This window comes from Candidatus Latescibacter sp. IFSED24 (genome assembly GCF_058273205.1).
This window is the reverse complement of the sequence record NZ_CM177850.1, coordinates 4,432,433-4,449,158: the sequence shown is the minus strand read 5'-3', so window position 1 is coordinate 4,449,158 and position 16,726 is coordinate 4,432,433. Positions and strand designations below refer to the sequence as shown.

Here is a 16,726-nt window from a genome sequence, read left to right as displayed (position 1 = left end):
CCGACCACCGTGGTGGTCGGGCTCCTTCTTCAATCTCCGACAGCGACAGGCTTTGCTCACATGTTCGGCATCACCTCGGCCGCGGTCCAGGTGGCGCCCTCGGTCAGGACCAGCACCAGACGGAAGGCCTCTCCGGTGCCGCCGAGGCTGCCGCAGGCCACGGCGAAACCGCGCAGGCCGACATAGGTCGTGATGTCGAAGGTCGCGGCCGGATCATCGGTCCCGGTCGCGGCCACGCCCACGGTGAGCGCCCCGACGGGAAGCTCCGTGCCCATGGCGGGGCTCGACTCGGTGAAGTCGAGATCGGTGAAGTCGGTGATGGCCGCCACCTTGTCGTCGACGATGGGGCCCACGTCCACGGGCGGAGCGTCGGGGCTAGCGTGCACAACCCGCACCAGCGCCTCGGCGGTGCCCATGAATTCGTCAGCCACGGGCAAGAGCTGGAACGCCGGGGTGTCGCCACCCAGGAAGCCGGTGGCGATGGCCAGGTAGGTCATGCCGGGCTCGAGGTACGGGGTCATGTCGCTGGCCGCGACATCGGTGGAGCCGGCCCCACGGAAGTCGAGATCATAAGCGCCTGGCCACACCTCGAGCATGTCGCTCAACGACCCGAAGGCCAGATTGGTGACCACCTCGGTGCCATCGGCATCGATGTCCACCGGCGGCGCATCGGGGCTGCCGTGCAGGGCGTAGACCATGGCCTTGGCGTCCTGGCGAATGAAGCCGATCGCACCGTCCGGACCCACGGCCAGCAAGCTGAAGCCGTCATCCAGCGGATCGCCGGCGAGCAGACCGGTGGCGATGACGAAGAGGTTGGCGCCGGCCGGCAACTGCGGCGTGGTGAAGACCGAAGCCCGCGCCAGCGGATCGCCGGCCCAGACGCCTATGCGGATCGCGGAGCCGGCGGGCAGCGGGACCCCGGCCTCGCCGGTCTCGGCGAAGCGCATGAACTCACTGACCTCCGGAGTACCGTCGTTGTTGACATCCAGCGCCACGGTGGGCGCATCTGCCGAGGCATGGACGATGCGCACCGCGGCATTGCCGGAGCCAGGATTCTCGAAGTTCTCGGTGTAGGGCAGGACGCGGAAGCGATCAGCCTCGTCGGCGCTGCCCAGGAGCCCGGCCGCCACGGCCGTCATGACCTGACCCTCGGCCAGCATCACACCTTCCACCTCGAACACAGGATCCGTGCTGGGGTCCGCGCCGTGAGCCCGGATCTGCACGTCGTAGGTGCCCGCCGCAACTTCCAGGTAGGCGGAGGCGGCGCCATAGCCGAGCGCCGTGATGACGGGATCGGAGCCATCATTGACATAGATGTCGACTTCGGGAGCATCCGGAGAGGCATGCACCACACGCAACGACGCCATGTCGTTCTGGGGCGGATCCATGGGATTATCGTCGTCGTCATCGCTGCAGCCGGTCAGGCCCAGCGTCATCATGGCCAGCAGCGCCATGAGCAGAGTCAGTTCACGAGAGCGCTTCATCGGTCTTCCTTTCGCAAACCCGCTTCGTCGGGCTGAAGTGTTTCCAGGTTGTCTGTCAGGATCTATCTACCAGGTTCCGTTTCGGCTGAGGCGGGACGGAGACCCTCTCTCCTCCATCCCGCCCCGAATCGGGGTGGGGAGGCCGGCCTAACTCGCTCCGGCCATCCCTCACCCATCCGGACGGCGCCACCTTCCCGTCCGGAATCACATCGCTACAGATTGCTCGGGATCAGGACCGTGTCGATGACGTGGATGACGCCGTTCTGAGCGCGCACGTCGGCCTTGACCACGTTGGCATCGTTGATTGTCACGCCGTTCTCCACGCCGATCTTCACCTTCTCGCCGTTCAGGGTCTGGGCCGCGCGCAGGTCGACCACCTCGGCGGCCATGACCTCGCCGCTGGTCACGTGGTAAAGCAGCACCTTGGTCAGGGCTTCCTTGTCCGCCAGCAAGGACTCCAGCGTGCCCGCGGGCAGCTTGGCGAAGGCCTCGTTGGTGGGCGCGAACACGGTGAACGGACCATCGCTGTTGAGGGTCTCGCTGAGACCCGCGGCGTCGATGGCGGCGGTCAGGGTGGAGAAACCGGCTTCACCGGCGAGGTCGTAGATCGCCGGGACGGACTCGGTGACCATGGCGTGGGTCGCCTTGGCCTTCGTTGCGCTGGCCCCGCAGTCGCCGGCCACGGCCTGGGACGCGGTCAAGGTCATGCTCATGGTCAGCACCATGGCCATCACGGAAAGGTTTCGCTTGGTGTTCATCGGTCATCCATCCTTGCTCGGGTTTATGTGCTGCACGCGATGGTCGCGTCGCTTTCAGATCCATTGGCTACGGGATACATGATAGCCCGTGTCTTGTTAATGTCAAGGTATAATCTATAAATTTCTGGACATAAATACTAGAGCCACATCGCTGCCCTTGCTTTGAAAAACCGCCATTACTCTGCCTTTACACCACTATATAGCCAATAGAGAGAATTAGCGGAAGAATTACAAGCAGGGCGCGTCCCTTGACAAACACTCTATTGTCCATATTTTGTCCATGTTCCTGGCATGCAAAAGACCGACCCGGTCGCTCAGCATCCGACCGGGCCATCCATAGAGGAGAACGAGACATGAAGACCATCGACGTGATCGTTGCCGTGCTGCTGGTCGTCGGCGGCCTGAACTGGGGCCTCGTCGGCCTGTTCAATTTCGACCTCGTGGCCACCATCTTCGGTGACTGGTCGGCGCTTTCGCGGATCGTCTACGTCGCCGTCGGCATCTGCGCCGTCTACCAGATCCTGGGCTGGAAGGCCATCCAGGGTCGCTGGCAGAACGAGATCATGGCCGAACCGGTCCGCGTGAACGCGCGCTGATCCACACGGCAGACGACACACGAAGAGCCCGGCCATCGCACGACGGCCGGGCTCCTGTCATTCCTGAATCTGGTGCGCCGCTCAGCGCTCGGAACTGGCCGGCTCCTCGGTCTGCTCGGCCTCGGCCTCGGCTTCGGCGTCCTGCGGTTCGGCTGGCTCCTCGATGACCTCGCCGAACTCGTTCACCTTGGCGAGCACCACCTCGTCGGTGCCATCCTGCTTGCGCTCCTGCCGGCGGGCCAGCTTCTCTTCGCGCTTCTTCTTCTTGGCCAGTTCCTTCTGGCGCTTCTGGAAGTTGAAATTATTGCGAGCCATGTGTCCTCCTCGGCTGGTTCGCGCGTGCTAGGCGAATCGTGACGTGCGGCGGCGCGAACGCCCACCGCTACCGGCCCGACGACTTCCCAATCCCCGCGATCCACGGGTGGAGCTCTTGCGCGGCACGACCAGCAGGCGCGGCGTGAAAGTGCCGTAATCGAACCCGGGCATCACGCGTTGCTCGAGCGGCGAGCCCAGCTGTTCCTGGATGTCGCGCACCACCGGCGTGTCCGCCGGCGAGACCAGGTTCACGGCTTCGCCCGTGCAGAGCGCGCGACCGGTGCGGCCCACGCGATGGGTATAGGCGTCGAGAGAATCGGGCATGTCGTAATTGACGACCTTTTCGATGCCGGTGACGTCGATGCCGCGCGCGGCGATGTCGGTGGCCACCAGGACGTCGTAGCGACCCTGACGGAACCCGTCGATGGCCGCCTGCCGCTTGCTCTGGGTCATGTTCCCCTGCAGCGCCGCCACGCGGTGTCCCTGTCGCCCCAGCACCACGGCCAGATTCCGGGCGCGGTACTTGGTGCGGGTGAAGATGAGGGTCCGCTCGCGACCGTTCTGCTTGAGGATCGCCGCGAGCAGCGTGCCCTTCAGCGCCTCGGTGACCGGATAGAGCGACTGCGACACCGTGGCCGCAGGCGCCACCGTGCCGATGGTCACCGAAGCCGGATCCACCAGCATGCCGTCGGCCAGGGTCCGGATCTCGTAGGGCATGGTGGCCGAGAAGAAGAGGTTCTGGCGGCGGACCGGCAGTTCGGCCAGGATGCGGCGGATGTCGGGCAGGAAACCCATGTCGCACATGCGGTCGGCCTCGTCGAGGACCAGGGTCTCCACGTGGGTGAGGTCGAGATCGCCATCGCCGTGCAGGTCGAGTAGACGGCCGGGGCAGGCCACCACGATCTCCACGCCGCGCTGCAGCTTCTCGGCCTGGGGCCGCTTGCCCACGCCGCCGTAGATGGCCGTGGTGCGGATCCGTGTCTGCTTGCTGAAGCCGAGCGTGGCCTGGTAGATCTGCTCCGCGAGCTCGCGGGTGGGCGCCAGGACCAGGACCCGCACCTTGCCCCGCGGACCATCGAGCAGGTTCTGCAGAATGGGTAGCATGAACGCGGCGGTCTTGCCGGTGCCGGTCTGGGCCACGCCCAGCACGTCACGGCCGGCGAGGACCTCGGGAATGGCGGCTTGCTGGATGGGAGTGGGCTGGGTATAGCCCACGGCGTCGATCCCAGCCTGGAGGCGGGGATCGAAATCGAACTGGGAGAAGGTCAAAATATATGACTCCTTGGCTCTATGGAGCCAAGGCACTCTCAGCTCGACAGATCCCGCGGGTGATTCCGCGAAACCGGCCCGGACTGGGTGTCCGAGCCGGCCTTGGGTTTCAAGGTAGCTGAAACCGGGCCCGAGCGCCAGGATTATCGCGTTCGGTCAGGAGGCGGGATGCCGCCGGCCGCCCGGCCGGACCGGACCGGCGCCCGGAGATCCGGAAATTGCAGGCTCGCCATTTCTTCGCGACGGGTCCAGATTGTGGCCGGCGGATCGCCATGAAGCCGCCGCCTTCGCCTCGTCAGCCGACAGGTCCCGGGAGCCGTCATGCCACGCCGTGCCGCCGACATCGCCATCTCGCCACAGGCCCCCCGCGCCGACTCGCTGCGCCGGTGGTTGCTCGCCGCGCTCGGGGTGCTGTGCGTCGGCCTGGCGGCGGTGGGCGTGGTCGTGCCCGGGCTGCCCACCACGGTGTTCCTCATCGCGGCGGCCTGGTGCTTCACCCGGAGTTGCCCGTGGCTCGAGGAGAAGCTGGTGCGCAGCCGCTTCTTCGCCCCGTTCCAGGCGTACCTCGAACCCGGAGCGCGCATGCCCCGACGGGCGCGGATCGCAGCGTTGGTGATGATGTGGGCGGCCATCGGCGTCAGTCTGATGACGCTCGGGCGCGGACTGGACGGCGGCGGGCTCTGGACCCTGCGCGCCGCCGTGGTCCTGGCCGGGGCGATCGGCACCGGGGTGCTGGTGCGAATCCGGCGCTGACCCGGGTCCGGAACTTCCGTTGTTGCGCCGCGTTCGATTCAGGACGAAAATGAGCCAGCTCGCGTTGACCATCCTGCGGGCGCGATAATCACCAGCGAACGGATGCACCATGCCCTTCGAGTGCCCGCCGACGATCCGCGGCCTGGTCCTGGTACTGGGACTCGCGGCGATCGTCCTGACCACGCCCGTTCTCGCCGACGAACCCGCCGCACCGATCCTCGCTCCCGACGCTTTCCACCTCGAGGATCATGCCGGCCAGGTCGTCCTGATCGACTTCTGGGCGTCCTGGTGCAAGCCGTGCGCGGTCTCCCTGCCATGGCTGTCGAAGCTCGCCGCCAACCATGCCGACGCTGGCCTCGTGGTGGTGGCGGTGAACCTGGACAAGCAGCTCGCCACGGCCGAGAAGATGCTCGCCCAGCTCGACCCGCACATCGTGGTGGTCCACGATCCCGAGGGTGTGCTGGCCCGTCAGTACGACCTGGCCGGCATGCCCAGCTCCTTCCTGTACGATCGGCAAGGACAGCTCCACGAACAGCACGTGGGCTTCCTCACCGCCGAGGCCGACGCCCGCGAGCGGGCCGTCGCCAACCTTTTGAGCCAGGAGGCCATTCCCCATGCGCACTAGGGTCCTGTCCGGACTGGCGCTGCTGCTGGTTCTCGGCGTCATCGCGCTATCCGGCTGCGCCAGCATGGGCGTCGAGCCCTGGGAGCGCGACATCCTCGCCGAGCCCGGCATGCAGGTCGACCCCGCTCCTCTGGTGACCGCGCTCGACGAGCACATCTACTTCAGCAAGGAAGCGACCACCGGCGGTCTGGCCGGCGGCGGAGGTGGCTGTGGCTGCAACTAACAAGACCCGGGGCAAGCTCCGTGGCGCGCTGATCTCCGCCTGCGCCGTGCTCGGCGTCTCGGGACCCGCCGCCAAGGCCGTGGAAGTGGATGCCGCGATCCTAGGCTACACCGAACCCGACCGCGTCTCGGCGCTCGAGGCCGTCACCGACCTGCAGCACACCTTCGCCGACGGCAAGGCCACCAGCTTCCGGCTGGTGTTCGACGCGCTCACGGGCGCCTCGGCCAACGGCGCCACGCCGTCCTCACGACCGCAGACCTTCACCCGACCATCGGGCGCCGGCTCGTTCCAGACCGCGCCCGGCGCCACCCCGCTCGACGACACCTTCCGCGACACGCGGGTCGCGCTGAGCGGCAACTACAGCATGCCCCTCGGCCGGGTCACCACCTGGGGCGTGGGCCTCTACGGCTCCACCGAGCACGACTACGCCTCGCTCGGCGCCAATACCAGCCTCACCCGCGACTTCAACAAGCGCAACACCACCCTGACCGCGCGCGCCGGCTACTTCGACGACTCCATCAATCCCGAAGGCGGCCGCCCCGAACCCTTCGCGCCCATGGCCCCGGCCGGCGGCGAGCAGCCGCGCCTGGCCGGCGACGGTTCCAAGCAGGTGCTCGATCTGGGCGTCGGCCTCACCCAGGTCCTGGACCGCAAGACGGTCTGCCACCTCAACTACACCTACAGCCAGGTCGACGGCTACCAGACCGACCCGTACAAGGTGCTCAGCCAGGTCGACCCCACCACCGGCGACCCCGACGAGTACCTCTTCGAGCATCGCCCCGACGCGCGCAACAAGCACATCCTCTACGGGCGCCTGGTGCGGCGCCTCGGCAACAACGACGTGCGCCTCTCCTACCGCTTCATGAACGACGACTGGAACATCACCTCGCACACCGTCGAGCTGCACTACCGCTGGAACCTGGGCCGCGGCCAGTACCTCGAACCGCACGGACGCCTCTACACGCAGACCGCCGCGGAGTTCTACCGGCGCTATCTCGTCAGCGGCGAGGCCCTGCCCGCCCATGCCTCGGCCGACTACCGGCTGGGCGACATGAACGGCTACACCGTCGGCCTCACCTACGGACGCCCCGTGGGCGGCGGCCAGCAGTTCATGGCGCGGATCGAGTACTACGCCCAGACCGGCGAGAGCCACCCCGGCAACGCCATCGGCGTGCTCCGGGACTACGACCTGTTCCCCACGGTGGACGCGTTCATCGTCCAGGTGGGGTACTCGCTGGGAATCTGACCCGTGCCCCTCGACCTCGTGCGCAAGGGCGACCACTGGCAGGCCACCTTCACCGCCATGGCCAGCCCTTGCGAAATCCTCCTCGACCTCGACCGGGCCGAGCACGCCCGCCTCTGCAGCGAGGAAGCCGCGGCGGAGACGCACCGCATCGAGCACAAGTTCAGCCGCTACCGCGACGACAACATCGTCCACGCCATCAACGGCGCCGCCGGCCAGCCGGTGACCGTGGACGACGAGACCGCCGACCTCCTCGACTTCGCCGACCAGTGCTTCGCCCTGAGCGAGGGACGTTTCGACATCACCTCGGGCGTCCTGCGCCGTCTCTGGCGCTTCGACGGCAGCGACCGCGTCCCCTCGCGCAAGCAGGTCAAGGCGCTGCTGCCGCTCATCGGCTGGGACAAGGTGTCCTGGCAGCGCCCGGTCGTGACCCTGCCGCCGGGCATGGAGGTCGACCTCGGCGGGATCGGCAAGGAGTACGCCGTCGACCGCGTGATCACGCGCCTCGCCGACCGGGCGGCGGGCGCCGTCCTGGTGAACTTCGGGGGCGACCTGCGCGCCTGGGGCACGCGGCGCGACGGCCAGCCGTGGGAGGTGGGCGTCGAGCGGCCGGGAGCCCCCGACGAGGCGGTGCTCCGGCTCCAGCTCACCACCGGCGCCATCGCCACCAGCGGCGACGCCCGGCGATTCCTCCAGCGCGGAAACGTGCGTTATCCCCACATCCTCAACCCGCGCACCGGTTGGCCGTTGCTGCGCGCCCCACGCTCGGTCACCGTCCTCGGCGACACCTGCACCGAGGCCGGGCTGCTGGCCACGCTGGCCATGCTGCACGGCGACCGGGCCGAGACCTTCCTCGCCGACGAAGGCGTGCGCCACTGGATCCTGCGCTGACCTGGGCCTAGCGCCGCCCGGCCAGCGCCGCCACCTCGTCGTCGCTGAGCGTCCGCTTGACCTTCAGCCGCGGCGAGCCGGTGATCAGGCGCGCGCCCGAGTCGAAGGAGAGGTAGTTCCAGAGCCAGTCCCACATCACCGCCACCTTGGCCCGGAACCCGATGAGGAACATGATGTGCACCAGGCCCCAGGCCACCCAAGCCAGCCAGCCGGTGAGCTGGCGGCCGGCGATCTCGGCCACGGCGTGCCGACGACCGATGGTGGCCATGGTGCCCTTGTCGCGGTAGCGGAAGGCCGGCCGGGGCTCCGCGGCCTTCTCCGCGCGCACCTCGCGAGCGATGATCCGTGCCACGTGACGGCCGCCCTGGATCGCCACCTGGGCCACGCCCGGCAGACCGTCCCGGTAGCGCTCGTCGCGCACGTGGGCCAGGTCGCCCACCACGAAGACCTCGGGATGGCCGGGCAGCGAGAGGTCGGCGTCCACCACGACCCGACCGCGCGGATCGAGGTCCACGTCCAGGCTGCGCGCCAGCGGCGACGCCGCCACCCCGGCCGCCCAGAGCACGTTGGCCGCCGCCACGAACTCGTCGCCGATGGCCACGCCCTCGCCGTCGACACCGGTCACCATGGTGCCGGTGCGCACCTCCACGCCGAGGCGCTCGAGGTCGCGCTGGGCCTGGGCCGAGAGCGGGGGATCCATGCCCGGCAGGACACGGTCGGCGCCCTCGAGGAGGATCACCCGCGCGGTGGTGGTGTCGATGTTGCGGAAGTCGCGGGGAATGGTGCGCGCGGCGATCTCCTTGAGCGCTCCCGCCAGCTCCACCCCGGTGGGGCCCGCGCCCACCACCACGAAGGTCAGCTTGGCGCGTCGGGCGGCGGGGTCGGCCTCCTGCTCGGCCTCCTCGTAGGCCAGCAGCACGCGGCGGCGGATCTCGAGGGCGTCGTCGATGGTCTTCAGGCCGGGGGCGTGCTCCTCCCAGTGGTCGTTGCCGAAGTAGCTGTGCGTGGCGCCGGTGGCCAGGATCAGGTAGTCGTAGCCGGTCTCGCCGCCCTCGTGGCGCACCACGCGGCGCGCCAGGTCCACCGCCTCGATCCGGTTGAGGTAGACGCGGCAGTGGCGCTGGCGGCGGAGGATCTTGCGGATGGGCTCGGCGATCTCCGCGGGCGACAGCACCGCCGCGGCCACCTGGTAGAGCAGAGGCTGGAAGAGGTGGTAGTTGTTGCGGTCGAAGAGCGCCACGTCCACCGAGGCCCGCCGCAGGCCCTTGGCCGCGTTCAGGCCGCCGAAACCGCCGCCGACGATGACGACGCGGGGGCGGCGCGGCGGCGTCTCTCCATGATCCGAACCAGGCACGGCATGCCTCCCGTTTATAAATGACAGTTATGGTCAAGATATGGCAGCCTCCCCCATCTGGCGACCGTTCCGCCGTCGACGCCACCGCGACAGTGCCCTATCATGCCGCACATGGCACCCATACCCGCACGCAAGAAACCCGACAGCCATCTGCGCGCCCGTCTGCACGAGATCATCTTCGAGGCGGACACCCGCGCCGGCCGGTTCTTCGACCTGGCGCTGATCTGGGCCATCCTGGCCAGCGTGCTCGCGGTGATGCTCGAGAGCGTGCGCACGATCCGTGAGGCCTACGGCCCGCAGCTGACCACCGTCGAGTGGATCTTCACGATCCTTTTCAGCATCGAGTACCTGCTGCGGCTCTCGTGCATCGGCCAGCCCCGCCGCTACGCCACCAGCTTCTTCGGGGTGGTCGACCTGCTGGCCATCCTGCCCACCTACCTGAGCCTGGTCTTCCCGGGCAGCCAGTACCTGCTGGTGATCCGCATCCTGCGCGTGCTGCGCATCTTCCGCGTGCTGAAGCTGGTGCAGTTCCTCGACGAGGCCAACATCATGGCGCGGGCCCTGCGCGCCAGCAGCCGCAAGATCGTCGTCTTCTTCTCCACCGTGCTGACCATGGTGGTGGTGTTCGGCTCGGTGATGTACCTCATCGAGGGCGAGGCCCACGGCTTCACCAGCATCCCGCGCAGCATCTACTGGGCCATCGTGACCATGACCACCGTGGGCTACGGCGACATCTCGCCCGGCACGGCCCTGGGCCAGGCGGTGGCGGCGGTGGTCATGGTGCTGGGCTTCGCCATCATCGCCGTGCCGACGGGCATCGTGGCCTCGGAGATGTCGCGGGCGGACAACCGGCGCGTCAGCACCCAGGTGTGCCCCCAGTGCGCCAGCGAGGGGCACGACCACGGCGCCCGGTTCTGCAAGGATTGCGGGTCGCCGCTCTGAATCTCCACGCCCTGAACACTGGTGATCATCGTTTTTGCATATATTCTTGACTGTTCGGGATCGGACCCTGGCCGGGCGCGCAGGCCGCGCTGGATCGTGTACAACGCAGAGGGGAAATGAACCATGTCTTCCGCCAAGATCACCTGGACGCAGATCGACGAGGCGCCGGCCCTGGCCACCCACGCCCTGCTGCCCATCGTGCAGGCCTTCACCCGGGGGACCGGCGTCGCCATCGAGACCGCCGACATCTCCCTCGCCGGCCGCATCCTGGCGAACTTCCCCGAGCGCCTCACCGACGCCCAGAAGATCCCCGACGAACTCGCGCGCCTGGGCGACCTCGTCAAGTCGCCCGACGCCAACATCATCAAGCTGCCCAACATCAGCGCCTCCATCCCCCAGCTCCAGGAGGCGATCAGGGAGCTGCAGGCCCAGGGCCACGACATCCCCGACTTCCCCGAGGAGCCCCGGACCGACGAGGAGAAGGCGCTGCGCGCGCGCTTCGCCGTGGTCCTCGGCTCGGCCGTCAACCCGGTGCTGCGCGAAGGCAACGCCGACCGCCGGGCCGCCGCCTCGGTGAAGGCCTTCGCCCGCAAGCATCCGCACCGGATGATGAAGCCCTGGCCCGAGTCGGGCTCGAAGACCCGCGTGGCCCACATGACCGAGAAGGACTTCTACGGCAGCGAGCGCTCCGTAACCGTGGCCGCGCCCACCAGCGTACGCATCGAGCACGTCGACCCCGCCGGCGCGGTGACCGTGCTCAAGGAGAAGCTCGCGCTGCTTGCCGGCGAGGTGATCGACACCGCGGTGATGAACGTGGCCGCGCTGCGCGCGTTCTACGCGGCGCAGATGGACGCGGCCAGGGCCGACGGCGCGCTCCTCTCGCTCCACCTCAAGGCCACCATGATGAAGGTCTCCGACCCGGTCATGTTCGGCCACTGCGTCGCCGTGTACTTCGCCGACGCCCTCGAGCCCCACGCCGAGGCGCTCGCCGCGGTCGGGGTCGACGTGAACAACGGACTCGCCGACGTGCTCGACAAGCTCGACCGCCTGCCCGCCGCCGAGAAGGCCGCCGTCGAGGCCGACATCGCGGCCTGCTACGAGTCGGGCCCCGCCCTGGCCATGGTCGACTCGCGCCACGGCATCACCAACCTCCACGTGCCCAACAACGTGATCGTGGACGCGTCCATGCCCGTGGTGATCCGCGACGGCGGCCGCATGTGGAACCGGAACGACGAGCTCCAGGACACCGTGGCCATGGTGCCCGACCGCTGCTACGCCACCATGTACCAGACCGTGGTGGAGGACTGCCAGCAACGCGGCCAGTTCGACCCCGCCACCATGGGCGGCGTCGCCAACGTGGGCCTGATGGCCAAGAAGGCGGAGGAGTACGGCTCCCACGACAAGACCTTCATGGCGTCCGGCCCCGGCGTGATCCGCGTGGTCGCCGAGGACGGCACCGTGCTGCTTTCCCAGGACGTCGAGACCGGCGACATCTTCCGCATGTGCCAGGCCAAGGACGAGGCCATCCGCGACTGGGTGAAGCTGGGCGTGGCGCGCGCCCGCGCCACCGGCGCGCCGGCGGTCTTCTGGCTCGACTCCGCCCGCGGTCACGACGCCGAGATGATCAAGAAAGTGGAGGCCTACCTGCCCGAGCACGACACCGCGGGCCTCGACATCCGCATCCTCGCGCCGGTCGAGGCCATGGCGTTCACCCTCGCCCGCGTCCGCAACGGCGAGGACACCATCGCCGTCACCGGCAACGTGCTCCGCGACTACCTCACCGACCTCTTCCCCATCCTCGAGCTGGGCACCTCGGCCCGCATGCTGTCCATCGTGCCTCTGTTGAACGGCGGCGGGCTGTTCGAGACCGGCGCCGGCGGCTCGGCGCCCAAACACGTGCAGCAGTTCCTCGCCGAGGGCCACCTGCGCTGGGATTCGCTCGGCGAGTACTGCGCGCTGGTGCCGTCGCTGGAGAAGGTCGCCGAGCAGACCGGCAACCCGACCGCCGCGCTGCTGGCGCGGACCCTGGACGAGGCCATCGGCCAGTACCTCGAGCACGCGCGTTACCCGTCGCGCAAGGTGCACGAGATCGACAACCGGGGCGCGACGTTCTACCTGGCGCTCTACTGGGCGCAGGTGCTGGCGGCGCAGGACGAGGACGCCGGACTCAAGGCCCGGTTCGCGCCGGTGGCCGCGGCGCTGAGCGAGAACGAGGAGACGATCGCCGCCGAGCTGCTGGCGGCGCAGGGCGAGGCGGTGGATCTGGGCGGGTACTTCCATCCGGATCCGTCGCGCTGCGACCGCGCCATGCGGCCGTCGGCGACGTTCAACGCGATCATCGACGCGCTGTAGGGGTCCGACGCCATCCGGGGGTTCTTTCAGGAATGAATCCATTCATCCGGGAAGAACCCCCGGGGGACGACGGAGGCATATCTTATTTTACCACAGATACTTGAAGGATTTCAGGTTCCCCGCCCACCTCACGCCACCGCCGTCAGCACGATATCCAGCACCGCCAGCGCCCCGATGGCCCACATCAGGGGATGCACCGCCCGCCCCTTGCCGGCGGCCAGCATGGCGACGATGTGCGTCAGGAACCCGAACGCCAGCCCCATGCTGATGCTGTAGGTGAGCGGCATCAGGACGATGGTCACGAACGCGGGGATCCCGCTCTCGAGCCGCGAGAAGTCGATGCGCGCCACGTTCCGGAACATGTAGACCCCGACGATGATCAACGCCGGCGCCGTGGCGAAGGCCGGCACGATCCCCACGAGAGGGGTGAAAAAGAGCGCCGCGAGGAAGAGCACGCCCGTGGCCACCGAGGCCAGGCCCGTGCGCCCGCCCTCGGCGATGCCGGCGCCCGACTCGATGTAGGTTGTGGTGGTGCTGGTGCCGAGCATGGCGCCGATCACGGTGGCCACCGCGTCGGCCTCCAGCACGCGGTCGATCCGCTCGATGCTGCCGTCCTCGCGCACCAGGTCCGCCTCGTAGGAGCAGGCCACCACGGTGCCCACCGAGTCGAAGAGGTCGACGAACATGAACGAGAACACGGCGCCCCACATGCCCAGCTTCAGCGCCGCCAGCACGTCCATCTGCAGGAAGATGGGCGCCAGGCTCGGCGGCGTGCCGACCACCCCCGCGGGCAGGTCCACCTCGCCGAACACCATGCCCAGCACGGTGACCGCCACGATGCCCATGAGGATCGACCCCTTCACCCTGCGGATCTCCAGGACCGCGATGAGCAGCAGGCCGACCAGCCCCAGCACCACCGGCGTGTCGAGGCGGCCGAGCGCGACCAGGGTGGCGGGGTCGTCCACGATCAGGCCCAGGCTCTGCGCCCCGATGAAGGTGATGAACAGGCCGATGCCCGCCGCGATGGCCAGGCGCAGCTCGAGCGGGATGGCCGTGATCACGTACTTGCGCACCCCCGCGATGGTGAGCACGAGGAAGATCACGCCCGAGACGAACACCACCCCGAGCGCGGTCTGCCAGCTCACGCCCTGCCCGATCACCAGCGAGAACGCGAAGAAGGCGTTCAGCCCCATGCCGGGCGCCATGGCAAACGGCACGTTGCCCCAGAGGCCGGCGAGCAGGGTGCCGATGGCGCTGGCGAGGATGGTGGCGGTGATCAGGGCGCCGCGGTCCATGCCCGTCTCGGCCAGGATGTTGGGGTTGACGAAGATGATGTAGGCCATGGTCAGGAAGGTGGTGACCCCGGCGGCGATCTCGCGGGACGGCCTGGTCCCCGAGGCCTCGAGCTTGAAGAGTCGCTCCAGCATGCGGCCGCTCCTCTCGTTCCCCGCGGCTGCGGTCCGGGCCGCCGCCACGGCAACGGGTCAGGACTCATGGTGGCCACGCGGCGCCGAAGTGTAAAGCGGAGATGCAGGGTGGGCCCGACCAGTGGTATGTTGTCGGCTGCACCGAAAACACCCTCTGCAGCCCGAGGTCACCGTCTTGATGAAACCTGCCGCCCGTCTCCTGCTGACCGCTGCGCTACTGTCGCTGGCGCCCTCGCCGGTCCCCGCCGCCGAGGCCGCCGCCCAGCGCCTCTTCCACATCGAGCGCAACACCAACGCCAACATCGTGGTCTACGACGCCCTCGTTCAACCCGACGGCAACCTGCAGCCGAAGGACCCGGTGGAGGTCTACTGGCTGCGGCTGGCCGAGGATGGCGCGCGCAAGGACCTGAAGGGCATCGAGAAGAGGATGGCCTACGGCTTCAAGGTCCGCGAGCGCGACGGCAACCGTCTCGTGCTGGAGATGAAGGCCGACATCGGACGGGACGTGGTGGTGGATGCGGTGGCCGACACCTTCCGGGCGATGATCGAGATCGATGGTCGTCAGGCGATCCTGGAGAGGATCTACATCTTCGCCGAGGAGGGCGGGATGCTGCCCTCGGTGGAGTACCTCGAGCTGTTCGGGAACGACATCGAGACCGGGGAAGCACGATACGAGAAGTACCTGCCCTGAGTCTCGGCGTGGTATCATTCCACGCGTACCGTCAACACCGGCCGCGAGGAACTTCATGCTGCGCTACCTGCTCGTCATCGCCATCCTCCTGTCCTGCCACCCCTGCTTGGCCCAGCCGTCTCCGGGTCCCCGCATGGTCGCCGAGTGGGAGCCGGCCCTGGGTACGCTCGTCCGCTGGCCGCTCGGCATCCCCATGGAACTGGTCCGCGCCCTGGCCAGCAACCACGTCCTCTACACCCTGGTGGAGACCGCCAGCGCCGAGAACCAGGCCAGGTCGGCGTTCGATGCGGCCGGGGTGGATCTGGACCAGGTGGAGTTCATCCGCGGCAACCTCTGGAGCATGTGGACCCGCGACTGGGGCCCGCAGGCGGTATTCGACGCCGCAGGAGTCATGGCCTACGCCGACCCCTGGTTCGCCGGCTACCCTTGGGTGCCGGGCTGTCAGGACGGTACGCCGCGCGCCCTTCCCGGGCGTTCGAGCCGGAGCCGCGGCTACGAGGAGGACGACGCCCTGCCCGCCGTGGTGGCCGCCCACCTCGGCGTGCCGCTGGCCCCGCTCTTCGCCTACCTCACCGGCGGCAACATCATGACCGACGGCCTGGGCATCGCCTGGTCCACCAGCCAGATGCTAGACGAGAACGCGCCGGCCATGGACGAGCACACGTTCCGTCAGCGCACCGCCACGGTCATGGGCACCGGCGATTACCGCTTCACCCTCGAACCCGAGATCTACGGCATCCAGCACATCGACTGCTACGCCAAGCTCCTCGACGAGGAGACCGTGCTGGTGAAGGAGGTGCCGTCGTGGCACCCGGAGTCGGGCTGCTGCGACGACGTGGCGGCCACCTTCGCCAGCGCGCTCACGTGTTACGGTCGACCCTACCGTGTGCTCCGCATCTTCTGCGACGTCTACGAGGGCAACGCCACGGCCGCCTACACCAACGCGCTCATCCTCGACCGCCAGGTCCTGGTGCCGCTGTTCGGTATCGCAGCCGACGACGATGCGCTGGCCACGTACGAGGCGGCCATGCCCGGCTACGAGGTCCTGGGCTTCCACTCGTCGGGCTGGTACGACTACGACGCACTGCACTGCCGCACCATGGGCATCTTCGACCCTGGCATGTTGCGTCTGCTCCACGCTCCGGTGGACTCGCCGCAGCCGGCAGGAGTCGAGGTGCGCATCGCAGCCTGGATCGACGACCGCAGCGGGGCGGGGCTGCCGGCTGCGAGTCAGCGATTACGCTGGCGCGCGACGGGTACGGTGGACTGGCAGGAGACGGTGCTGGCCCCGGTCGGCGCCGACTCGTTCGTGGCATACATCCCGGCGCCGGCGCCGGGAGCCACGGTGGAGTACCGGCTGGAGGCAGCCGACGCCAGCGGTCGGCTGGCCTCACTGCCGCGAGGTGCGGATCCGGCGGCCTACCGATTCACCGCAGGATCGACGGTGGGGGCAATCGCACCGGCGCCCGCCTTGTCGATACGAGCCTGGCCCAATCCCTTCAATCCCCGCACCGGGCTACGCGTGCGCGGGGCGGAGGGACGGCCGTGCAGCCTGACGCTCTATGACGTGCGGGGGCGGCGCGTGCGGTCCTTGCATTCGGGGGTGTTGCCGGAGGGACCGGTAACCCTGGAATGGAATGGGCAGGACGACGGCGGACAGGCGGTGGCTTCGGGAGTGTATCTGGCGGTGTTGCGCCTGGGCGAAGAGCAGGCCACCGCAAGGGTGCTGCTGCAGCGCTGACTCGCGTCCGGTCCAGTCTTCATCAGGCGAGCGAAGGCGAGGATCCGCAACGAAGGGAGCGG

Annotated in this window: 16 protein-coding genes; 10 read left to right on the top strand and 6 right to left on the bottom strand. The window is 68.5% G+C overall.

Features of this window, described 5'->3' with window-relative positions; genetic code table 11:
- Positions 1-56: 56 nt before the first annotated feature.
- Both IFSED24_RS17730 and IFSED24_RS17725 read right to left on the bottom strand, forming a co-directional pair.
- Positions 57-1,484: a DUF4397 domain-containing protein gene (locus tag IFSED24_RS17730; RefSeq protein ID WP_491332815.1), complete on the bottom strand. Its 1,428-nt coding sequence runs from the start codon at positions 1,482-1,484 to the stop codon at positions 57-59.
- Between the two features lie 212 nt (positions 1,485-1,696).
- Complete coding sequence (locus IFSED24_RS17725; RefSeq protein ID WP_491335078.1) at positions 1,697-2,116, bottom strand: fasciclin domain-containing protein; 420 nt, start codon at positions 2,114-2,116, stop codon at positions 1,697-1,699.
- A 479-nt stretch (positions 2,117-2,595) separates the two neighbouring features.
- Here IFSED24_RS17725 and IFSED24_RS17720 point away from each other — a divergent pair, with 479 nt between their 5' ends.
- Positions 2,596-2,838 (top strand): DUF378 domain-containing protein, encoded by a 243-nt coding sequence (locus IFSED24_RS17720; RefSeq protein WP_491332814.1) that lies wholly within the window; start codon positions 2,596-2,598, stop codon positions 2,836-2,838.
- A gap of 81 nt (positions 2,839-2,919) precedes the next feature.
- On the opposite strand, the gene IFSED24_RS17715 is transcribed toward IFSED24_RS17720, so the two are convergent.
- Both IFSED24_RS17715 and IFSED24_RS17710 read right to left on the bottom strand, forming a co-directional pair.
- Complete coding sequence (locus IFSED24_RS17715) at positions 2,920-3,153, bottom strand: hypothetical protein (RefSeq protein WP_491332813.1); 234 nt, start codon at positions 3,151-3,153, stop codon at positions 2,920-2,922.
- A 27-nt stretch (positions 3,154-3,180) separates the two neighbouring features.
- Positions 3,181-4,422 carry a DEAD/DEAH box helicase gene (locus tag IFSED24_RS17710; protein ID WP_491332812.1) on the bottom strand — a complete coding sequence of 414 codons (1,242 nt, stop codon included), beginning with the start codon at positions 4,420-4,422 and terminating at the stop codon, positions 3,181-3,183.
- A 321-nt stretch (positions 4,423-4,743) separates the two neighbouring features.
- Here IFSED24_RS17710 and IFSED24_RS17705 point away from each other — a divergent pair, with 321 nt between their 5' ends.
- The 5 genes from IFSED24_RS17705 to IFSED24_RS17685 all read left to right on the top strand — a co-directional run bounded on the left by IFSED24_RS17705 (position 4,744) and on the right by IFSED24_RS17685 (position 8,157).
- Positions 4,744-5,175, top strand: coding sequence for a YbaN family protein (locus tag IFSED24_RS17705; RefSeq protein WP_491332811.1), 432 nt, complete (start codon positions 4,744-4,746; stop codon positions 5,173-5,175).
- A 109-nt stretch (positions 5,176-5,284) separates the two neighbouring features.
- Positions 5,285-5,800: a TlpA disulfide reductase family protein gene (locus tag IFSED24_RS17700; RefSeq protein WP_491332810.1), complete on the top strand. Its 516-nt coding sequence runs from the start codon at positions 5,285-5,287 to the stop codon at positions 5,798-5,800.
- Positions 5,790-6,023, top strand: coding sequence for a DUF4266 domain-containing protein (locus IFSED24_RS17695; RefSeq protein WP_491332809.1), 234 nt, complete (start codon positions 5,790-5,792; stop codon positions 6,021-6,023). Before IFSED24_RS17700 ends, IFSED24_RS17695 begins: the two co-directional genes overlap by 11 nt.
- Complete coding sequence (locus tag IFSED24_RS17690; RefSeq protein ID WP_491332808.1) at positions 6,010-7,269, top strand: DUF3570 domain-containing protein; 1,260 nt, start codon at positions 6,010-6,012, stop codon at positions 7,267-7,269. Before IFSED24_RS17695 ends, IFSED24_RS17690 begins: the two co-directional genes overlap by 14 nt.
- Positions 7,270-7,272: 3 nt before the next feature.
- On the top strand, positions 7,273-8,157 hold the full coding sequence (locus IFSED24_RS17685) for an FAD:protein FMN transferase (RefSeq protein WP_491332807.1): 885 nt from the start codon (positions 7,273-7,275) through the stop codon (positions 8,155-8,157).
- A gap of 7 nt (positions 8,158-8,164) precedes the next feature.
- On the opposite strand, the gene IFSED24_RS17680 is transcribed toward IFSED24_RS17685, so the two are convergent.
- Positions 8,165-9,511 (bottom strand): NAD(P)/FAD-dependent oxidoreductase, encoded by a 1,347-nt coding sequence (locus IFSED24_RS17680; RefSeq protein WP_491332806.1) that lies wholly within the window; start codon positions 9,509-9,511, stop codon positions 8,165-8,167.
- Between the two features lie 111 nt (positions 9,512-9,622).
- On the opposite strand from IFSED24_RS17680, the gene IFSED24_RS17675 reads away from it, so the two are divergent.
- Both IFSED24_RS17675 and IFSED24_RS17670 read left to right on the top strand, forming a co-directional pair.
- Positions 9,623-10,453, top strand: coding sequence for an ion transporter (locus IFSED24_RS17675; protein WP_491332805.1), 831 nt, complete (start codon positions 9,623-9,625; stop codon positions 10,451-10,453).
- 123 nt (positions 10,454-10,576) lie between these two features.
- Positions 10,577-12,805 (top strand): NADP-dependent isocitrate dehydrogenase, encoded by a 2,229-nt coding sequence (locus tag IFSED24_RS17670; protein ID WP_491332804.1) that lies wholly within the window; start codon positions 10,577-10,579, stop codon positions 12,803-12,805.
- A gap of 128 nt (positions 12,806-12,933) precedes the next feature.
- Here the strand turns inward: IFSED24_RS17670 and IFSED24_RS17665 are convergent, their stop codons facing one another.
- Positions 12,934-14,232 (bottom strand): NCS2 family permease, encoded by a 1,299-nt coding sequence (locus tag IFSED24_RS17665; RefSeq protein WP_491332803.1) that lies wholly within the window; start codon positions 14,230-14,232, stop codon positions 12,934-12,936.
- A gap of 178 nt (positions 14,233-14,410) precedes the next feature.
- On the opposite strand from IFSED24_RS17665, the gene IFSED24_RS17660 reads away from it, so the two are divergent.
- Entirely contained in the window at positions 14,411-14,923 is a 513-nt protein-coding gene (locus tag IFSED24_RS17660) for a DUF4833 domain-containing protein (protein WP_491335077.1), read from the top strand.
- Positions 14,924-14,978: 55 nt separating this feature from the next.
- On the top strand, positions 14,979-16,664 hold the full coding sequence (locus tag IFSED24_RS17655) for an agmatine deiminase family protein (protein ID WP_491332802.1): 1,686 nt from the start codon (positions 14,979-14,981) through the stop codon (positions 16,662-16,664).
- The last annotated feature ends 62 nt before the right edge of the window (positions 16,665-16,726 follow it).